Origin of the sequence: Streptomyces sp. B21-083 (assembly GCF_036898825.1) — a bacterium.
Classification (GTDB): domain Bacteria; phylum Actinomycetota; class Actinomycetes; order Streptomycetales; family Streptomycetaceae; genus Streptomyces.
This window is the reverse complement of the sequence record NZ_JARUND010000001.1, coordinates 4,314,201-4,328,107: the sequence shown is the minus strand read 5'-3', so window position 1 is coordinate 4,328,107 and position 13,907 is coordinate 4,314,201. Positions and strand designations below refer to the sequence as shown.

At 68.7% G+C, this 13,907-nt stretch carries 16 protein-coding genes and 2 pseudogenes; 8 read left to right on the top strand and 10 right to left on the bottom strand.

Features of this window, described 5'->3' with window-relative positions; genetic code table 11:
* Positions 1 to 119: 119 nt before the first annotated feature.
* Positions 120 to 707: an ATP-binding protein gene (locus QA861_RS19300; RefSeq protein WP_334589574.1), complete on the top strand. Its 588-nt coding sequence runs from the start codon at positions 120 to 122 to the stop codon at positions 705 to 707.
* Between the two features lie 415 nt (positions 708 to 1,122).
* Here QA861_RS19300 and QA861_RS19295 read toward each other — a convergent pair whose 3' ends face one another.
* Positions 1,123 to 2,058: a cyclase family protein gene (locus QA861_RS19295; protein WP_334589573.1), complete on the bottom strand. Its 936-nt coding sequence runs from the start codon at positions 2,056 to 2,058 to the stop codon at positions 1,123 to 1,125.
* 106 nt (positions 2,059 to 2,164) lie between these two features.
* Between QA861_RS19295 and QA861_RS19290 the strand changes: the two genes are divergently transcribed.
* The 3 genes from QA861_RS19290 to QA861_RS19280 all read left to right on the top strand — a co-directional run bounded on the left by QA861_RS19290 (position 2,165) and on the right by QA861_RS19280 (position 5,387).
* Complete coding sequence (locus tag QA861_RS19290; protein WP_334589572.1) at positions 2,165 to 3,079, top strand: SDR family NAD(P)-dependent oxidoreductase; 915 nt, start codon at positions 2,165 to 2,167, stop codon at positions 3,077 to 3,079.
* Positions 3,080 to 3,186: 107 nt separating this feature from the next.
* Positions 3,187 to 4,338, top strand: a complete 1,152-nt coding sequence (locus QA861_RS19285) for an acyl-CoA dehydrogenase family protein (RefSeq protein WP_334589571.1) — start codon at positions 3,187 to 3,189, stop codon at positions 4,336 to 4,338.
* Positions 4,338 to 5,387, top strand: a complete 1,050-nt coding sequence (locus tag QA861_RS19280) for a Zn-dependent alcohol dehydrogenase (protein ID WP_334589570.1) — start codon at positions 4,338 to 4,340, stop codon at positions 5,385 to 5,387. The genes QA861_RS19285 and QA861_RS19280 overlap by 1 nt, the downstream gene beginning before the upstream one ends.
* Before the next feature lie 6 nt (positions 5,388 to 5,393).
* On the opposite strand, the pseudogene QA861_RS19275 reads toward QA861_RS19280, so the two are convergent.
* From QA861_RS19275 to QA861_RS19250, 6 genes and pseudogenes are all read right to left on the bottom strand, one after another.
* Positions 5,394 to 5,702: pseudogene (locus QA861_RS19275) on the bottom strand (helix-turn-helix domain-containing protein); the annotation flags it as partial.
* Positions 5,703 to 5,900: 198 nt separating this feature from the next.
* Positions 5,901 to 6,029: a helix-turn-helix domain-containing protein gene (locus QA861_RS19270; protein ID WP_334589569.1), complete on the bottom strand. Its 129-nt coding sequence runs from the start codon at positions 6,027 to 6,029 to the stop codon at positions 5,901 to 5,903.
* The gene (locus tag QA861_RS19265) at positions 6,019 to 6,579 is read right to left on the bottom strand and encodes a hypothetical protein (protein WP_334589568.1); all 561 of its coding nucleotides are present in this window, start codon (positions 6,577 to 6,579) and stop codon (positions 6,019 to 6,021) included. Before QA861_RS19265 ends, QA861_RS19270 begins: the two co-directional genes overlap by 11 nt.
* Positions 6,580 to 6,713: 134 nt before the next feature.
* Positions 6,714 to 6,881 carry a hypothetical protein gene (locus QA861_RS19260; RefSeq protein WP_334589567.1) on the bottom strand — a complete coding sequence of 56 codons (168 nt, stop codon included), beginning with the start codon at positions 6,879 to 6,881 and terminating at the stop codon, positions 6,714 to 6,716.
* A 161-nt stretch (positions 6,882 to 7,042) separates the two neighbouring features.
* Positions 7,043 to 8,449 (bottom strand): recombinase family protein, encoded by a 1,407-nt coding sequence (locus QA861_RS19255; RefSeq protein ID WP_334589566.1) that lies wholly within the window; start codon positions 8,447 to 8,449, stop codon positions 7,043 to 7,045.
* 264 nt (positions 8,450 to 8,713) lie between these two features.
* On the bottom strand, positions 8,714 to 9,226 hold the full coding sequence (locus tag QA861_RS19250; protein WP_334589565.1) for a GNAT family N-acetyltransferase: 513 nt from the start codon (positions 9,224 to 9,226) through the stop codon (positions 8,714 to 8,716).
* A gap of 229 nt (positions 9,227 to 9,455) precedes the next feature.
* On the opposite strand from QA861_RS19250, the gene QA861_RS19245 reads away from it, so the two are divergent.
* Complete coding sequence (locus tag QA861_RS19245; RefSeq protein WP_334589564.1) at positions 9,456 to 9,743, top strand: hypothetical protein; 288 nt, start codon at positions 9,456 to 9,458, stop codon at positions 9,741 to 9,743.
* A 173-nt stretch (positions 9,744 to 9,916) separates the two neighbouring features.
* On the opposite strand, the gene QA861_RS19240 is transcribed toward QA861_RS19245, so the two are convergent.
* Complete coding sequence (locus QA861_RS19240) at positions 9,917 to 10,684, bottom strand: GntR family transcriptional regulator (RefSeq protein ID WP_334589563.1); 768 nt, start codon at positions 10,682 to 10,684, stop codon at positions 9,917 to 9,919.
* A 205-nt stretch (positions 10,685 to 10,889) separates the two neighbouring features.
* Here QA861_RS19240 and QA861_RS19235 point away from each other — a divergent pair, with 205 nt between their 5' ends.
* The 3 genes and pseudogenes from QA861_RS19235 (at position 10,890) to QA861_RS19225 (ending at position 12,099) form a co-directional block, all read left to right on the top strand.
* Positions 10,890 to 11,267: a hypothetical protein gene (locus tag QA861_RS19235; RefSeq protein ID WP_334589562.1), complete on the top strand. Its 378-nt coding sequence runs from the start codon at positions 10,890 to 10,892 to the stop codon at positions 11,265 to 11,267.
* A 346-nt stretch (positions 11,268 to 11,613) separates the two neighbouring features.
* Positions 11,614 to 11,763, top strand: a pseudogene (locus QA861_RS19230) (MFS transporter); the annotation flags it as partial.
* 60 nt (positions 11,764 to 11,823) lie between these two features.
* Positions 11,824 to 12,099 carry a type II toxin-antitoxin system Phd/YefM family antitoxin gene (locus QA861_RS19225; RefSeq protein ID WP_334589561.1) on the top strand — a complete coding sequence of 92 codons (276 nt, stop codon included), beginning with the start codon at positions 11,824 to 11,826 and terminating at the stop codon, positions 12,097 to 12,099.
* Positions 12,100 to 12,312: 213 nt separating this feature from the next.
* Here the strand turns inward: QA861_RS19225 and QA861_RS19220 are convergent, their stop codons facing one another.
* Together QA861_RS19220 and QA861_RS19215 are read right to left on the bottom strand one after the other, a co-directional pair.
* Entirely contained in the window at positions 12,313 to 12,933 is a 621-nt protein-coding gene (locus QA861_RS19220; RefSeq protein WP_334589560.1) for a flavin reductase family protein, read from the bottom strand.
* A gap of 58 nt (positions 12,934 to 12,991) precedes the next feature.
* Positions 12,992 to 13,885 (bottom strand): enoyl-CoA hydratase/isomerase family protein, encoded by an 894-nt coding sequence (locus QA861_RS19215; RefSeq protein ID WP_334589559.1) that lies wholly within the window; start codon positions 13,883 to 13,885, stop codon positions 12,992 to 12,994.
* Positions 13,886 to 13,907 lie beyond the last annotated feature (22 nt).

Genomic DNA, 13,907 nt, shown 5'->3' with positions numbered 1-13,907 from the left:
CTGTGATCCCCGATCTGGCCGCCGGCCCAACCGTTGTTCTGGGCATGCAGAAAATGGCTACGATCGTGGCCCTCGTGCGGCGCGAGGCGATGTGTCCGCCGGTTCGGATGGTGTGAGCGGTGCAGGTGCTTCAAGTGCAGCTGGAGATCCGGCCCGACCCCGCAGAGGTGGGGCGGGCCCGGAGATGGGTGCGGTCGCGGCTTGCCGGGTCCGGGGTGTCGGACGACGAGCCACTGGCCGAGACGCTGATCCTCCTCGTCTCCGAACTGGTCACCAACGCGGTGGTGCACACCGGGTGTCCCGCGGTGCTGCGGCTGACGTTCCAGGGCGTGTGCGGGACGCGGACCGGCTCCCAGGGCGTGGCCGGCGGAATCGTGCGGCTGGAGGTCGTCGACCTGAGCGCCTGCCCGCCCGCACCCCGGCACGCCGAGCGTGACGAGACCAACGGGCGCGGGCTGGAGCTGGTCGACGGGCTCGCCGACCGCTGGGGGTGGAGCCCCGAGGGGGTCGGTAAGCGCATCTGGTGCGAACTGGACCGCTGTCCGGCTCCGGTGCCGTGCGGGGGCGGAAACGCCGTCGCCGCGCCGGGGGTCGCCACGGCCGTCGTCACGGCCGCTGCCCCGACCCCGGCCGCTGCCACGGTCGCGGCCTCAGTCGCGGCCACGGCTTCCGCGTACGGGGGCATGGCGGCGTACGAGGCCGTCTGACCGGGACGGCCCTGCCGGTGCCGGGCGCGGGGCTGTCTGTCGTGCCCCGTCGTGCCGTGCTCGGCGCGGCGCTCGGCGGGGCACGGGTGCAGAAAAGTCCGGCTTTTCTGGTCCGGTGTGGTGCGGTGCGCCGGGGTGTGCCCCCGTGCGCGGTTGTCGCAAAAAGGACGTAAGCGATAAATCCCCGAACGGGTGTTGACGTGACGTGACCGGGTGAACACGCTTGTGTGCAGCGCGATCCGCCGTGAGGGGACGGCGAGGGTTCTGACGGGGGCCCTCGGCGAGTGTGGATCGTGATTCGGCGTCGGCTCCTTCAGGGCCCGGGGGGGTGGGGCGGGAACGCCGAAGGCGGGTGGCGGCGCGCGATGCCGTACTTGGGGTGGGCAATGGCGCGCCGCCGACCGGCCGGTAGAGGTCAGAGGATTGCGACGGGCGCCACGGGACTGCCCGTGGCGCCCGTGAACGGTTCGGGGGTCGCCGAGAGCAGGAACTCGTACCGGGTTTCTTGTCCACAGGCTGTGGACAACTTTTCGAGATTCCAGTTCTGGCCCTGCGGCATGCCCATCTCCACCAAATCGAGCGCGTGTACGGGCATCCAGAGATCCTCCGACTCCGGCGGAAATATCTCAAAGGTGATCGTGTCGTTCGCGACCGCCGCGACATCCCGCGCGTGGAACCACTCCGGCGTACGGACCGACAGCCCGGGCGAGGGATACATGTACCCGTGCTTGTCGCCGGCCAGGTACACCTGGAGCTGCCCGGTCCGTACGAGCACGATGTCGCCGGCACGCACGCGCGTGCCCGCCAGTTCCTCCGCCGCGTCCAGGTCCTCCGGGGTGACCGCGTGTCCCCCGTCGAGCCGGTCGACGCCCCGCGCGCGGGCCACGTCCAGCAGCACCCCGCGCGAGACGATATGCCGCGCCTTGTCGACGCCGGCGAACTCGGCGCCGGAGTGGGCCGTGATGGTGGCCGCCGGGCGCCCGTTGTAGAGCCTGCCGGAGTGGGAGGCGTGGGCGAGGGCGTCCCAGTGGGTGGCGCACTGGAGCCCCAGGGTCACGATGTCGTCGCTGGTCGCGACGGTTCCGCCACCCGGCGGCCCGAACAGCTCCTGGTTGATCTGGACCATGGCGTGTACGGGGTTCAGCCGGCCCGGGATCGCGCCGGTCTGGACGCCGTCCTGCTGGAGGGGAAGAGCGAGGGGGATGCGGCGGCCCGTGCGGACGGTCGCGGCGGCTGCGCGTACGACGGCGTCGGTGATGAGGTTGAGGGTGCCGATCTCGTCGTCCTCCCCCCAACGCCCCCAGTTGTTCACGCGTTTGGCGATGGCGTGGAACTCGGCCGGCAATGACATGAGTCCGGTCCTTCCTGGAGTCCGGTCCCTCCCGGGGCTTGCCTCCGGATATCTGACGGGTCATAAAATCTAACGGTCCGTCAGAAACCGCGGGAAGGGGCCGGACATGGGGAACTTCTTGGCAGGCAAGGTGGTCGCCGTGACGGGCGCCGGCCGGGGCATCGGCCGGGCGGTGGCGCTGGGCGCGGCGGCCGAGGGGGCCCGGGTCGTCGTCAACGACTACGGAGTCTCCATCGACGGCGCCTCACCGACCAGCGAGATCGCCGACGGCATCGTCAAGGAGATCTCGGCGGCGGGCGGGGACGCCGTCGCGGTCGCCGACGACGTGTCGACCATGGCCGGCGGTCAGCGGGTCGTGGACGTGGCGCTGTCGTCGTACGGACGCCTGGACGGTGTCGTGTGCGTCGCCGGGATCCTGCGCGAGCGGATGCTGTTCAACATGTCCGAGGAGGAGTGGGACCCGGTCGTCGCCACCCACCTCAAGGGCACGTTCACGGTGTTCCGCGCCGCGTCGGCGGTGATGCGGAAGCAGCGCGCCGGGACGCTGATCGGGTTCACCAGCGGAAACCACCAGGGATCGGTGTCACAGGCCAACTACAGCGCGGCGAAGGGCGGGATCATCTCGCTCGTCCGGAGCGCCGCGCTCGGGCTCCACAAGTACGGGGTCACCGCCAACGCGGTGGCGCCGGTCGCGCGTACGCGGATGTCGGCGAACGTGCCCATGGAGCTGGCGGAGATCGGGGAGCCGGAGGATGTGGCCGCCCTGGTCGTGTACCTGCTGTCCGACCGGGCGAAGGAGCAGCGGATCACCGGGCAGGTCTACACGGTGGCCGGGCCGAAGATCGCGGTGTGGGCGCAGCCGAGGGAGTTGCGCGCGGCGTATGCCTCCGGCGGGTGGACGGCGGAACGGATCGCGGAGTTTCTGCCGGGGTCGGTGGGGGTGGATCCGATGCCGATGCTTTCGCAGTTGGAGCGGATGGAATCGGCGGCGCGGGATGGATCGCGGCCCAACGCCCAGTAGCTCGGGGGTGCGTGTGGTTTGGCGGGTGCGGGTGCGTTGTGGCTGGTCGCGCAGTTCCCCGCGCCCCTAGGTCGGATCACGCTGTCCGTGTCGGAGAGGAGAGGTCTGTGGACTTTGGGTTCGGGGTCGGGGATGAGGAGTTCCGGGCGGAAGCTCGGGCTTGGCTTTGTGCGCATGTTGATGGGGCTCTTGAGCGGCGTGGTTGGGAGCGGATCCTCGGGAAGGCCGGGTGGATCGGGCTGTCCTGGGGGGAGTCGGGTTATGGGAATCGCAGTGCCGGGCTTACCCAACAGGTCGTCTGGGCCGAGGAGTACGCGCGGTCGGGGGCGCCGGCGCGGTCCGGGCACATCGGGGAGAACCTGCTCGCTCCCACGCTTCTCGCGCACGGTACCGATGAGCAGCGCAGCCGGTTTCTGCCTCCGATCGCCGCCGGGGAGGAACTCTGGTGTCAGGGCTACAGCGAGCCCGGCGCCGGGTCGGACCTCGCCGGGGTGAGCACGAAGGCGGAACGGGCCGCCGACGGGACGTATCGGATCACCGGGCAGAAGATCTGGACGTCCCTGGCCCATGAGGCCGACTGGTGCTTCGTGCTCGCCCGTACGGAAGCCGGGTCGGTCCGGCATCGCGGGCTCAGTTTCCTGCTCGTTCCCATGGATCAGCCGGGGCGGATCGAGGTCCGGCCGATCCGGCAGCTGACCGGGACCAGCGACTTCAACGAGGTCTTCTTCGACGGGGCCCACGCACGCGCCGAGCATCTCGTCGGAGGTGAGGGCGCCGGCTGGACCGTGGCGATGAGTCTCCTCGGGTTCGAACGGGGGGTCTCCACACTCGCCCAACAGATCGGCTTCGCCGGGGAGTTGGGGCGGGTGGTGCAGGCCGCTGTCGACAGTGGGGCGGTGGCCGATCCCGTCGTACGGGAGCGACTCGTCCGGCAGTGGGCCGAGTTGCGGGCGATGCGCTGGAACGCCCTGCGCACACTGGGGAGTTCGGCGGACGCGGGCGCGTCGAGTGTGGCCAAGCTGCTGTGGGGCGGGTGGCACCAGCGGCTGGGAGAGCTGGCGGTGCTGGTGCGGGGCGCGGGGGCGGGAGTCGGGCCGGCGGACTGGACGCCCTCGGCGCCGTACGAACTCGACGCCGCACAGCACCTGTTCATGTTCTCCCGGGCCGACACGATCTACGGCGGCTCCGACCAGATCCAGCGCACGATCATCGCCGAGCGCCTGCTCGGTCTGCCGCGAGAGCCCAAGGGGGTCGCCTGATGCGCGGTGTGCTGTTCGACGGGAAGCAGATACAGGTCGTCGATGATCTGGAGGTGCGGGATCCGGGCCCCGGAGAGGTGCTGGTGGCGATCGGGGCGGCGGGGTTGTGCCACAGCGATCTCTCCGTGGTGGACGGGACCATCCCCTTCCCCGTTCCTGTCGTCCTCGGGCACGAGGGCGCGGGCGTGGTGGAGGCGGTCGGGGCCGGTGTCACCCATGTGGCGTCCGGGGACCATGTGGCGCTGTCGACGCTCGCGAACTGCGGTGCGTGCGCGGAGTGCGACCGGGGGCGGCCGACCATGTGCCGGCAGGCGATCGGGCGGCCCGGGCGGCCGTTCTCGCGGGGTGGGCGGCCGGTGTTCCAGTTCGCGTCCAACTCGGCCTTCGCGGAGCGGACGGTGGTGAAGGCCGTTCAGGCGGTGCGGATACCCGAGGACATCCCGATGCCGTCCGCCGCGCTCATCGGCTGCGGGGTGCTGACCGGGGTGGGCGCCGTGCTCAACCGGGCCCGCGTCGACCGCGGGGACAGCGTCGTGGTCATCGGTACGGGCGGGGTCGGGCTCAACGTCCTCCAGGGCGCGCGGATCGCGGGCGCCCTGCGGATCGTCGCCGTGGACGCGAACCCGGCGAAGGAGGCGGTGGCGCGGCGGTTCGGCGCGACCCACTTCCTGACCTCGACGGAGGGCGTGCGGGAGGTGCTGCCGACGGGCGCGGACCATGTCTTCGAGTGCGTCGGCAGGGTCGAACTCGTCCGCCAGGCAGTCGATCTGCTCGACCGGCACGGCCAGGCGATCCTGCTCGGCGTACCGCCCTCGACCGCCGAGGCGTCCTTCCTCGTCTCGTCGATGTACCTGGACAAGTCGATCCTCGGCTGCCGTTACGGGTCCTCGCGCCCCCAGCGGGACATCGCGCTGTACGCCGACCTGTACCGCGAAGGGCGCCTGCTGCTCGACGAGTTGGTGACGGAGACGTACCCGGTCGAGGACTTCGAGAAGGCGGTCGGGGACGCGGAGGCGGGGCGCGTCGCGCGAGGTGTGCTGACGTTCTGAGCGCGGTTACTGGCGGACGGGGGACGTCGCCCGGAACGTACGGCGATACGCGGTCGGTGTGACCCCGAGCGCAGACTGCAGGTGCTGCCGCATCGACTGGGCCGTGCCGAACCCCGCGTCACGGGCCACCTGGTCGACGGACAGGTCGGTGGACTCCAGCAGGTGTCGGGCCCGCTCCACACGCTGCTGGGTGAGCCACTGGCCGGGGCTGACGCCGACCTCCTCACGGAACCGGCGTGTGAACGTACGTACCGACATGGACTCCTGCTCCGCCATGTCCCGCAGCTGGAGCGGTTCGTGGAGGCGGCCGAGTGCCCGAACGGGCGGCTCCCGCTGTTTCTTGCAGGGGAGCGCCCCGATCCCTCACTGCAGTGTGATGAGTGGGGGCGCATCCTGACGGGGCACGGCTTCTCTGACGTGTGGGTGTCTCTTATCTACCCGCCAGAGGGCGGGACCGTGGGCACGATGTTTGTCCGTGCCTTGGCGGCCTGACCGTGCGGCTGCGCGCCTGTCTCAGTCGCTCTCGACGAGGTGGCCGTACAGAGTGGCACGGGAGATTCCCATGGCCTTGGCGATGGAACTCACGCTCTCGCCCTTCGCCTTCCTGGCACGGGCCGTGGTGAGTGTATCCTCATTGACCACGATTGATGGCCAGGGCCCGGAATTCGTCGTGAAGGGGCCGCAAGTGGCGCCACAAAGACGTACTTGAAGGCCAGGTTTCCAGATGCTGGACCTCGTTCGGCTCCATGGGTCTGCCCGTAGCCTGCGCATTTGCCACCATCATGGCAATGCACTGGATCCAGATGATCCTCTCGGCGATCTCCAATGCTGGGCCATCTGATCCTGTTACGGCGTACAGCCGACGGAGGCATGGATCGACCTTGCCGACGACCTCCTCCAACTCGTCCATCAGCGACCGGAACTCGCGGCTCTGATCTCCCTTACTTTTGTTTGTCTCTGGGATCTTCCGAAAATTGACTGCGAACTCGACAAGTTGCCACAGCATCAAGTACACGTCGACGGCGGTACGGCAATGCTCTGCACCCACGGGGTCGGTGTAGTTGTTGACGGTCATAAGACTGCCCACGACGGTGTAGTCGTTGCTGACCCTCGCGCCCGCAAACTCCTGGTGATCGGCGTTGAACTGCTGACCTACGTACTGATTCTGCTGGTGGAATCTGGCTTCACCCACCAAGCGCCCCAAGCATGGCGGCGACCTGGCTCCCGATGCCCGTGGCCAGGCTGCCCATCTCAAGGACCCGTCGCAGCCGCCCTCCCGTCTCTGCGGTGTCGCCAGACACTGCGGCATCACGGGCGGCTTCCAGCTCAGCCTGCGCCTCGGGAGGCAGGGGTGGCTCCATCCGCTGCGCTTGCCCCCAGGAGGGCGTTCAGCCCAGCAGCAAGATCCGCCATCGAGGTCGGCGTTCCGACGATCATGTTCTCGGCGTTGTGCTGAACGCCGACGGTTTGGTTGGCCTGGTTGAAGGTTGCCACCCGATCACAGTACGGCGAGCTCTGCATGGCGAGCAATGCGCACTTGCTTCAACTCCACTTCTCCCACGGAGGTGTTCAACGGAGGCGATGCCCTGACGGCAGTGGTGGCACGGCGTAGCCTCGCGCTCGGGTGAGAGTGGGGCGCGAGTCGAGCGGGCAGGCTACGCGACGGGTTCGTCGGCGGTGTGGTTCCACTCCACGGACATGTAATCGTCCACAGTCATCTTCGCCGCCTTCTTAAAGCCGTTCGAGTGCATCGTGATCGTGGTGACGAACTTGACCCACGCTCGACGTACGCGCAGTGGAGTGTTCGGCCAGTCCTGAATCAGGCCAGCGATGCCAGACACGGGATCGATCGGGGGGAGGCCAGTGACACCGGAGAGCTCTTCATTGATCGTGTCCAGCCTGGCCCGGATCGCCTCGGTACCGGCAGTCATCTGCGACAGTGTGATCGACCCCAAGGCGTAAGCCACAGCCAACCCGTCGAGCCGTTCCCGCAGGGTCTGTGCTTCCTGTAGAAGGTGAGCCGAGTCGTCTCCCTGCTCCCGTCGAGCGGCCAGGACCCAGGGCAGGAAATCAGGGAAGACGAGCCTCGCCAGGACGGCGTTACTGGCTCGCTTGTCGGCCAGCTCCCGAGGCACCCGCACGTGCTTCTGTCCGCAGCGGTAGACCGGGGTCCCGCGATACATGCCGCCCCGCACGGACTCCCCGCACCGCTCACACGTAGCCAGTCCGGCGAGCAGCGTCTGAGGGGCCGATCCAGTACGTGCGCCACCCGTGAACCGCTTGGGATTCGTCAGCGCCGACACGATGTCATAGTGCGTCGCCTCGTCCAGAATCGCGGGCCACCGGCCCACGCCCATCACCTCGCCCCGGTAGGTGGACTGAGCGATGTACCGAGGGGAGACGAGGACCTTCTTCACCCCGCCTACGCCCCACCCCTTCGCCTCGCCCTTCGCAGTGCCGGACGTCGAGCGAGGAGCGAGCAGACCGAGGCCGGTCCAGTAGCGGGCGACAGCCGCCAGGGTCTCGCCCTGAAGGACCATCTCGGCGCCCTTGCGGATCGCTTCCGCCTCGTCCTCGACCACGGTCACGTAGTCGTCGGCGTATCCGAAGGTCCGCAAGCCCGCCTTGTGCGGTTTGCCGTTCTTCGCCGCCTGAAGGTTCGACGCCTTCTGCCGTAGTGCCTTCTGCTCGCCCTCGTACTCCGCCCACGCCGTGACCGTCTTGGCCGTGGCCCGACCGGCCGGAGTTGCGAGGTCAAGGTGTCCGGCGTGAATGGCGTGGACGTTGCTCCCGAGGGCGATCACTCGCAACAGGTCTTCCGTCTTGCGCAGGAGCCGGTCAGTGTGCCAGCAGAGGATCGCCTTCGGCTTGGACGCCAACAGCCGCTCGAACCCCGGCCGGACCTTGCCCGAGGTGGCGCTGACGTCGTTGTCCGCGATCACTTCTCGCACGGTCCAGCCACGGGCTGCGGCGAACGCCCGACACTCTTCCTCCTGACGCTTCACGCCCAGTTCATCGCCGTGCTGATCGAGGCTGAGTCGTACGTAGACGGTGACATCCATCTGTGATGGCCCCCCTTGCTTCTTACCTGACTAACGCCCCAAACATTTACCACAAGTCCCGCTGGTCGCGCGGCACAATTGGCTCGTACGGCGTGGTCTAGTACGCGTCGGGGGTACTGTGCGCGGCGGCGCCGGCGTTGATGGCGCTGGTGATACGGAGGCGGCGGCCGGTCGTTGTGGTGGTGGGGGTGGCGGCGGCCTGAGTACCGTCCTCGGGCGGGTCGTTAGTTCGAAAGAAGCGCTGGATCGGGCGAGAACGCCGGGTCAGGCGCCGGGAGCCACGAAGCAGATCGCCTCGATGTGCTGCCCTGCGCCGAAGTGGTGCGCGGCCCGGCCGGTCCTGCGCCAGCCGAGGCGCTCGTAGAGGCGGATGGCTGCTGTGTCCTTGACCATGACGTCCAGTACCAGGCGGCGGTTGTGGCGCTGCCCGTAGTCCATGGCTGTCCGGACCAGCCGTTCACCCAGAGCCTGTTTCCGTGCGCCCCTGACGACGAAGAGGCGGGCCAGCACCGCGATGTGCTGTTCGTCGGCCCCGCTCTGCCCGGCCCAGAGGGAAACCGCGTCCACGTCGTCCGGCCGCATCACCGCGATGTGGCCGACGATCCTCTGCTCCGCCTCCGCGACCCAGGACGCCAGCACACCGTCAGACCGCAGCCATGCCTCAGGATGGGCCACGCCTTCGACCGGGTATCCGTCGGTGGCGTGTACCTCCATCAAGGCTGTTGCCGCGCCGGGAAGATCTGTCGCTTCGAAGAGACGGATGACGGCGATGTCCATGCTTGCCTCCTACGAGGGTGCCTCTATGTTCCTACGCCCAGCGGGCAGGGGGCTTCGGTCCGGGCTCGGTGTTCTCGGTGGGGCGTGAGACTGTCTGGTCATGTCGGACGTGATGAGTGGGTTGCAGGTGGCCCTGGACGGGGCTCTGCCCCCTTCGTGGTCGCAGCGTGCCCGTGCTGGGCGTGATCTTGCGTCGTTCGCGGATGTTCCTGTGGCTGGGGAAGCGTTGGTGGGTCTGCTGTTGGACGTCGCGGACACGGCTGTGACCCGGCAGACGGCAGAGGCCCTGGCTCGCGTCGGGACCGTGGCCTCCATAAGGCTCATCGCTCTCGCGGCAGCCGGGGCCGACGACAGCCATGGCGACTGGATGCAGACCGGGGTGCTTGACGCGCTCGCGGGACCCGAGAGCGGGCCGGATGTCGCGGCAGTGTGCGGGCAGCTCGCTCAGGACCCGGACGCGGCTGTCCGCCGGGGCGCCGTAGAGATCTTGGAGTGGGCAGAGGGCACAACGCGTTGATGTCGGATCAGACGGACGCCGAGTTGCTGTCCTGATGCATCGAACTGGCTGTGGGCTGGTTCGGGCGGCGGCCAGGCTCCTGATCAGCGTCTCCGACGGCACCTGGCGGGCCCAGAGGTCGATGTCCCTCTTGCGAGACCGCGAAAGAGACAACTGTGAGAGTTCGGGGGCGTTCACTCGACAGGCAATTCGTAGAGCAGGCCGGTTCGGTCCGCGCGATGCACATAGCGGGACACCTCGAACGGCACTCCCTCCTGGTCCAGGCTGGTATGCAGGACTTCTAGGACCGGGACTCCGGGAAGCAGTTCGAGAACCGCCGCTTCGGCCGGAGTCGGCATGCGCGCCGTGATCTCGTCCCGCACGCGGGTCATGACGTGGCCGAGTTCTTCGAGACGGCCGTAGATCCCGTCTTTGCCGGTCCTGGGCTGCGTCAGTGCTGTGTCCTGTGCTTCGTCCCACCGGAGGTAGGTGGACACGATCTGAACGGGTTCGTCGTCGGCGAAGTAGTGGTTCTCCCGGTGCACCACACTCTCCTCGTCGGCCGGGGCGTTCAGGCGTTCGGCGATGTCCTGAGGAGGGCGTTCCCGGGCGATGCCCACTACGTCGATACGGGCTTCCTTTCCTTGGCGTTCGGCTTCGAGGCGGAATGGGGTGAGGCCGGTCTCGCGGTTCCTCCGCGAGTAGCGGTCACTTCCGAAGCGGAACAGCCTCTGCGGCTCCCGCACGAAAACGCCGCTCCCGTGGCGGGCTGTCACCAGGCCTTCTTCCGCGAGGAGTCGGATCGCCTCACGGGCCGTGTTCCGTGCGGATCCGTACCGCTGTGCGAGGGCGCGTTCCGAGGGCAGCTTGTCGCCGGGCGCGAGGTGCCCGGCTTCGATGGCGGCTCGCAGTTCCTCCGCGATGCGCCTGCTCGGCGGTTGGTTGGAGCCGGGGGCTGTCATTCCCGCAGCATAACAACTGGCTTAAGCCAGTAGCTTGACGGGCCTGGCTGTTGTGAACAAACTGGCTTGAGCCAGTAAAGGTCGAAGTACTCGGCCGACCATGCCGGGACGGTGCCCTACCGCCAAGCAGACGCACCGCCCCGGTTCCCTTGGAAGGGAGCTTTCATCATGCCCGTGACGCTGACAGCCGGGGAGGGGTGAGCGTGTGAGTTACGACCGAGATGTCGATCCCGCGCCACCTGCGGGGCTACGACTGTTGCCCTGGGAGACGGACGCGGGCAAGCCGTGTTTCCTGTCGACGGACGGTACCCGTGGCCTGTTGTCGCGACTCGCGGACGAGGTCGAGGCGGACCAACTCCGGGACGGAGCCGAGGTCCTCGCGGGTGCCAGAGCCGTCCTCGACGATCGCAAGGCAGGCGAGCACGCGTTCCGGAACGCGCTGCGGGCGGTCACGCAGGTACTCGGAGATGTGCTGCGCGTCGCCGACAGCCGGGGCGCTCGGCTGCCTCGATCGGATCACGATGACGAGGAGGACGGTGACGGCGGGGGCTACGGCCCGCTGTTCGTCGAGGCGAACGCATGAGCGCGTCGGGAAGGGCGGCAACCAGCGATCCCGCACTGTCCGTTGAATACACGGTGGCCGGCGAGCCCGGCTACGAGGACATGCACGTGCTCTGCCGTCAACTCAGGGATGTGCCGCTGCCGCACGCCACGGGGTTGCTGCTCGTGCCCCGTTGTCGTTGCCTGTGCCACCGGCAGTGGTCCGAGGATCGGTCATGAGGACGTGACTGGTCTGACGGCGTGCACAAGGCGGCCGTGACCGGCGGACGTACCGCCGTCCCCGCGTGCGGGTTTCCCGTGGCGCGGGGACGGCTCCTTCCTGATCTCCACTGAACGTCGCTTGAGATTCCGCCTACCGAGTCACCAGCGTCGCCTTCCTGGGCGGCCTGGCCCGGGACGTCTTCCGCTCGTACGACGTGGTCTGGTACGCGTCGGGGGCGCTGTGCGCGGCGGCGGCGCTGATGGCGCTGGTGATACGGAGGCGGCGGCCGGTCGTTGTGGTGGGAGCCCTGGCTTGAGGGACTTCGTCGCTAGGCAAGGGCGCAGCGCAACGAGACACTCAGGGCTACATTCGGAACGTGAAGACGATCACTCAGCGCGACTTCCTCAACAACTCCACCGCCGTCATGGACGCGGTCGAGGCAGGTGAGACGTACCACATCACCCGCAACGGCATCGAGGTCGCCGAACTGCGCCCGGCGACGTGTCGGCGCAGGCTGAGCGCCGAGCAGTTGGTCGCCCGACACCGCATGCTCCCGCGCGTCGACCACGCGCAGATGCGTGCGGAGGTGGCCGAGCTGGGCGAGGGTGAGGAGCGCGCCGATGACGACCCGTGGGAGCGCAAGCGTGGCTGACGGCCGCCCCTCGGAGGGTGTCCTTGGCGCCTGTGTCTACATCGACCTGGGCGTTCTCCGTCCGGAGGATCTTCCCGGTCTGCCGCTCTAAACCCGAAACACGGACGACTTCAAGGGACTGGAGGGCGCGCTGGTCGTGGTCTCCGTCTGACCGGGGTCCCGCCGCCGTTCCCACGCATCACGGTCAGCGGCCTCCGCAGGACTGCGACCGGGTCAGAGGAACCCACCGCGATGGAACAGCAGCGGAGTCTCCTCGTCCTCCCCCGTCCCCAGCGCGTCCACCCGTCCTACGACGATCAGGTGGTCGCCGCCCGTGTGGACCGCGTGGATCGTGCAGTCGACCCACGCGGACGTGCCCGCGAGGCGCGGGGAACCGGAGGCCGGGGCCGCGTCGTACTCGACCCCCGCGAACTTGTCCGCGCCGCTTCTCGCGAAACCCCGGCACAACTCGCCCTGCCCGGCGCCCAGTACGTTGACGCAGAAGACGCCCGCGCGCGCGATGAGCGGCCATGTCCTCGACGTACGGCCGACCATGAAGACGACGAGGGGCGGGTCGAGGGAGAGGGCGGCGAAGGACTGGCAGGCGAAGCCGGCGGGAGAAGTCTCACCTTCGGCGGCCGGGGCGGTGATGACCGTGACGCCGGTGGCGAAGTTGCCCAGGACGCGCCGGAACTCGGCCGGGGCGACCGGCACCCGCTCGTCCTCGCCGACCGCCCGTAAATCCGGCCGGGGCAACGCTTCGACGGGGGCCGCGACAGTGGGCGCCACTGTGGGTGACCCCGCCGACCTCAGATAACGTACGGCAGCTGCCGCCATACCCGCTTGTCCCAACATGCCTCCATTGGAACTGACGGAACGTCAGAAGTGAAGGCCCGTAGGGCAATCAAGGCAATCATCGCCCGCTGTAACGAGGGCTTCGCCGCTCCACGAAGCTCGCGACCCCTTCCTTCGCGTCCGCCGTCGTCATGTTGATCTCCTGGGCGGTCGCCTCGGCGGCGAAGGCCGTGGCGCGGTCGGTGTCGAGGGAGGCGTTGACCAGCTGCTTGGTGAGGGCGACGGCGCGGGTCGGACCGGTGGCCAGGCGTTCCGCCCACTCGCGGGCCGTCTTGTGGAGGTCCTCGGCCGGTACGACCCGGTTGACCAGGCCCAGCCGCTCGGCGTCCGGGGCGGTCAGCGCGTCGCCGAAGAACATCAGTTCCTTCGCGCGCTGTGGGCCGATGAGGCGGGGAAGAAGGTATGCCCCGCCGCCGTCCGGTACGAGCCCGCGCCGTACGAACACCTCGATGAACCGGGCCTGTTCGGCGGCCAGGACGAGGTCGCAGGCGAGGGCGAGGTGGGCGCCGAGGCCGGCCGCCGTGCCGTTCACGGCGGCGATGACCGGCTTCTCGCAGTCGAGGACGGCGGCGATGAGGCGCTGGGCGCCGAGCCGGATGACGCGGGCCACGTCACCGGCGATCCGCTCCCCGGCGGCCTGTCCGCCACCTCCTCGCAGGTCCGCGCCCGTGCAGAAACCCCGGCCCGTGCCGGTGAGGACGACGGCTCGTACGGCGGGGTCGGCGGAGGCTTCCGAGAAAAGCTGGATGAGGCGTTCTCGCTGGTCAGGGGTGATGGCGTTGAGGGATTCGGGGCGGTTGAGGGTGATCCACGAGACCTGATTGTCAGTGGCGTGCAGTACCAATGTCTCAGGCGCATCGGCGGATTTTTCCGGCCCTTCCGGAAATTCCGACGTGCTCGGTGCCGGGCTGCCCAGCTCCGGCGTGCTGGATTCTTCGGGGGAGGAAGTCATGGGAGTGCTGCTCCGTTTCGTG